Annotated in this window: 6 protein-coding genes; 5 read left to right on the top strand and 1 reads right to left on the bottom strand. The window is 64.9% G+C overall.

What is annotated here, in order from left to right; genetic code table 11:
* The first annotated feature begins 20 nt into the window (after positions 1 to 20).
* Positions 21 to 341 (top strand): 2Fe-2S iron-sulfur cluster-binding protein, encoded by a 321-nt coding sequence (locus WBG82_RS07270; RefSeq protein ID WP_424423169.1) that lies wholly within the window; start codon positions 21 to 23, stop codon positions 339 to 341.
* A gap of 104 nt (positions 342 to 445) precedes the next feature.
* Here WBG82_RS07270 and WBG82_RS07265 read toward each other — a convergent pair whose 3' ends face one another.
* A complete protein-coding gene (locus tag WBG82_RS07265; RefSeq protein WP_324297707.1) occupies positions 446 to 748 on the bottom strand; it encodes a chorismate mutase in 303 nt (100 codons plus the stop codon).
* 301 nt (positions 749 to 1,049) lie between these two features.
* Between WBG82_RS07265 and WBG82_RS07260 the strand changes: the two genes are divergently transcribed.
* The 4 genes from WBG82_RS07260 to WBG82_RS07245 form a co-directional block, all read left to right on the top strand.
* Positions 1,050 to 2,078, top strand: a complete 1,029-nt coding sequence (locus WBG82_RS07260) for an NAD(P)/FAD-dependent oxidoreductase (protein ID WP_424423168.1) — start codon at positions 1,050 to 1,052, stop codon at positions 2,076 to 2,078.
* A gap of 83 nt (positions 2,079 to 2,161) precedes the next feature.
* Positions 2,162 to 2,485 (top strand): 2Fe-2S iron-sulfur cluster-binding protein, encoded by a 324-nt coding sequence (locus WBG82_RS07255; protein ID WP_424423166.1) that lies wholly within the window; start codon positions 2,162 to 2,164, stop codon positions 2,483 to 2,485.
* A gap of 132 nt (positions 2,486 to 2,617) precedes the next feature.
* The gene (locus WBG82_RS07250; RefSeq protein WP_424423165.1) at positions 2,618 to 3,022 is read left to right on the top strand and encodes a DUF3574 domain-containing protein; all 405 of its coding nucleotides are present in this window, start codon (positions 2,618 to 2,620) and stop codon (positions 3,020 to 3,022) included.
* A gap of 45 nt (positions 3,023 to 3,067) precedes the next feature.
* Positions 3,068 to 3,777, top strand: a 710-nt coding sequence (locus WBG82_RS07245) for a hypothetical protein (RefSeq protein ID WP_424423163.1), incomplete at its 3' end; no start/stop codon positions are given.

Below are 3,777 nucleotides of genomic sequence, written 5' to 3'. Positions count from 1 at the left end.
TTCTTGCAGTCGAGACGGCGATGGCGAAGATCACCTTTAAGGAAAGCAACGGCACGGAACGCACGGTGGAAGCCGAAAACGGCATGACCGTGATGGAAGCGGCCATCAAGAACATGATCCCCGGCATCGACGCCGATTGCGGCGGCGCCTGCGCCTGCGCGACCTGCCACGTCTATGTGGACGAGGCGTGGACCGGCAAGGTCGGTAAGCCCGAGAGCATGGAAGAAGACATGCTCGATTTCGCCTTCGATGTGCGCGAAAACTCGCGGCTTTCCTGCCAGATCAAGATCACGGACGAACTGGACGGCCTCGTGGTGACGACGCCGGACAAGCAGTTCTAAGCGGCATCGCCTCTTCGGCCCCAAGGGGCCTTTGCATTACACGGACCACGCACGAGCCCCGGAGCCGATCCGGGGCTTGATTGCGTTCGGGGTCTGTTCGCCCGTCATTCCCCCGCGGCGCGCATCTTGGCGTCGAAAACCCGGAATTCGTGCTCGATCGACTTTTCGATGAGGAGCCGCCAGACGGGTTCGGCGATCTCGCGGGAAAGTCCGTATTCGTCGGCCGCGGCCAGCGCCTTCGACACCACATCCTCGATCCGCGCCTCGTCGCGCACCGCCGAACGTTCGCCTTTGATGCGGCCGGCCTCGTCGATATAGGATTGCCGCTCGGCGAGAAGTTTCGCGAGTTCCCGGTCGATCCGGTCGATCTCGCGGCGGACCTCCTCCATCGTGTGACATTTCATCATGTTGCTCTCCGGGGGGCGTAGGCGCTTTGCTGCAGCGCCGCATCCGGGCCCCAACATAGCCACGAGGCGAGCTTTGTCACCCTTGAATCTTCAAGGTTTTCCGCGGCAAAGCGCGGCGGGCGGCGCGGCCCGCGCGTCGGGCGGAAAAACCGCTTGGCGCGGGGCCCGGCTCGACCTATATAGGCGGTCCGAATTGTGAAATCGAATGAATAACATTTATTCGATGTTTTTTGTTCCGGCGGCCGGAGCGCATTGACCAACGGCAGGTGCCAGGAGCAGGTGCCAAGAGCAGGTGAGAGACATGGCTGAGACGATCACGACGGATGTAGTCATTATTGGCGCGGGGCCCGTGGGGCTCTTCGCGGTGTTCGAGCTTGGGCTGCTCGATATCAAGGCGCATCTCGTCGACATTCTCGATCGGCCGGGCGGGCAGTGCGCCGAGCTCTATCCGGAAAAGCCGATCTACGACATTCCCGGCCTGCCGATCGTGACCGGCCAGGAGCTGACCGACAGGCTGATGGAGCAGGCCGCTCCCTTCCATCCGGAATTCCACTTCAACGAGATGGTGGAGGAAGTCGAGCGCCAGCCGGACGGAAGCTGGCGCGTCAAGACCGATGGCGGCATCGTCTTCAACGCCAAGGTCATCGTCATCGCGGCGGGCGGCGGCAGCTTCCAGCCGAAGCGTCCGCCGATCCCCGGCATCGAGGAATATGAGGGCAAGTCCGTCTTCTATGCGGTCAAGAAGATGGAAACCTTCCGTGGAAAGAACGTCCTCATTTCGGGCGGCGGCGACAGCGCGCTCGACTGGACGATCAACCTCCAGCCCATCGTGAGCTCGATGCAGCTCGTCCACCGCCGCGACGGTTTCCGCGCCGCGCCCGCCTCGGTCAACGAGATGCACCGCCTCGTCCAGGAAGAGAAGATGAAGTTCCATCTCGGGCAGGTGACGAAGCTTCATGGCGCGAACGGACAGCTCGAAGGCGTGACTGTCAAGGGCAACGACAATGTGGAGTTCGATGTCGCCTGCGACACGCTTCTGCCCTTCTTCGGTCTGACGATGAAACTCGGCCCGATCGCGAATTGGGGGATCAATCTCCACGAGAACCTCATTCCGGTGGATACGGAGAAATTCGCCACCAGCGAGCCGGGCATCTATGCCATTGGCGACATCAACACCTATCCCGGCAAGCTGAAGCTCATCCTTTCGGGCTTCCACGAGGCGGCGCTGATGTCGCAGGCGGCGGCGCGGCACATCAATCCGGACGCGAAGATCACGTTCCAGTACACGACGTCATCGACGAGCCTCCAGAAGAAGCTCGGCGTCGCGTAGGCAAGCCGCACTTTTCCATGTCGTTCAGGGCGCGGGGCAAGCAGGCTCCGCGCCGCCGGAATTCCGTACACGGAGGTTATCCCATGCATATCTATCTCACCGATGGCGAAGGCCGCGAACACAGGCTCGACGCGCTCGAGGGCTGGCGGGTGATGGAGATCGTCCGCGATCACGGCTTTCCGATCATCGCCGAATGCGGCGGTGCCTGCGCCTGCGGCACGTGCCAGGTCGAGGTCGATCCGGAATGGGCGTCGCGGCTTCACGAGCCGCGAGACGACGAACTCGACATGCTCGACCAGAATTATGGCGGCCCGTGGTCGCGGCTTTCCTGCCAGCTCATCTTCACCGCCAAGCTTGACGGGCTGCGGCTGCGCATCGCGGATGTGGCGCTGAAGGACGCGGCCTGAGCGCATGGCGACCCGCATGACCGGATGCGCGGGCGGGTGCGGCGTGGCATAGTCGGGCGGCAAGGCAGAACTCACTTCTTCCGGCCGTGGCCCGTCGCGGGGCGCGGCCGGAGCAAAAGGCAAGCCGGTCCCGTGAAGCGCTTCGTTCTTTCCCTCTTTCTCGTCCTGTTGCTCGTTCAGCCCCTGCCGTCGCCGGCGCTGGCGGATGGCGGCGCCATCCAGACGACGCTCTATTTCGGCCTCGGCATCAAGGGGGGCGGGCATGTCAGCGAGAAGGAGTGGCAGCGCTTCGTGGCCGAGTTCGTGACGCCGCGCTTTCCCGACGGGCTCACCATCGTTCCGGCGACGGGACAGTGGCGCGACCCGAAGGCGAAGTCGGCAAGGGTCGTGTCCGAGCCGACGAAGATCGTCATCATCGTCCATCCGGAAACGGTCGCTACCGCGAAGGCGATCGGGGAAATCAAGCGGGCCTATGTGAAGCGCTTCCGGCAGGATGCCGTTTTCCATATCGACCAGCCGGTGCGCGTCGTCGAATAGGCCGCGCCCTCTGGACAAGCCGCATCTACCTTGCGAAAACGGGCCATGCTTGCCGCCGAACCGCTTGTCGAAAAGAGCTTCGAGATTTGGCCGGGCGTGCTGCGCTTCGCGGCCGCAGGGGAGAACGCCCATGCCGCGCTAGATGCCGGCATGGACATGGCGCGCGAGTTGACGCTCAACCTCATCGCGGATGCCGATCTCATCGCCAAGATGGGTGCGGCGGGCTCGCTCGATATGCTGCCGCGCGGGCCGGCGGGCCGGATGGTGCCCGATGCCGTGCGCGCGCTGATGCAGGCCAATGGTGGGGCGAACCTCGCCGATGTGCCGCCGCCACTCGTTGCGCTGCCCGGCGCCGTTTGCGATGTCACTCTCGCCGCCATGCGCGAAGCAGGCGGCTGCCCCGTCATCATCGTCTCGCTCGACGATGCCGCCGCATTCCATATCGAGGGGCAGGTCGAGGGCAGGACCGCGCTTGCCGCCACCCATTCGGCGCCGCTCATGCTCGGCGAGTTCCTGCGCGCGCTCGGGCCGGGGCAGGGGGGCGTGGCGCTTGCCGGGCTCCGCGGCCATTTCCCGACCTCGGGCGCGGCCGACGGGGTCATGGTGCATGCCAGGAGCGCGGCCATGGCGGCGTTCGCCGCGGCCTACATCGCCGACGGAACGGCGGCTCCTTCCGCGCACCGCAAGGGGCGGCTTGCCGACCCGCTCGTGGCCAGCGCCTTTCAGGGCCGCAGGCTCACCGGCGAGGTGGGAGC

This window comes from Parvibaculum sp. (assembly GCF_049671045.1).
Lineage (GTDB): Bacteria > Pseudomonadota > Alphaproteobacteria > Parvibaculales > Parvibaculaceae > Parvibaculum.
This window is presented reverse-complemented; position numbering and strand designations above follow the sequence as displayed.

Coding starts and splice junctions, on each gene's coding strand:
- WBG82_RS07260 (WP_424423168.1), top strand. CDS start 1,050: ATGGCTGAGACGATCACGACGGATGTAGTCATTATTGGCGCGGGGCCC.
- WBG82_RS07265 (WP_324297707.1), bottom strand. CDS start 748: ATGATGAAATGTCACACGATGGAGGAGGTCCGCCGCGAGATCGACCGG.
- WBG82_RS07255 (WP_424423166.1), top strand. CDS start 2,162: ATGCATATCTATCTCACCGATGGCGAAGGCCGCGAACACAGGCTCGAC.
- WBG82_RS07270 (WP_424423169.1), top strand. CDS start 21: ATGGCGAAGATCACCTTTAAGGAAAGCAACGGCACGGAACGCACGGTG.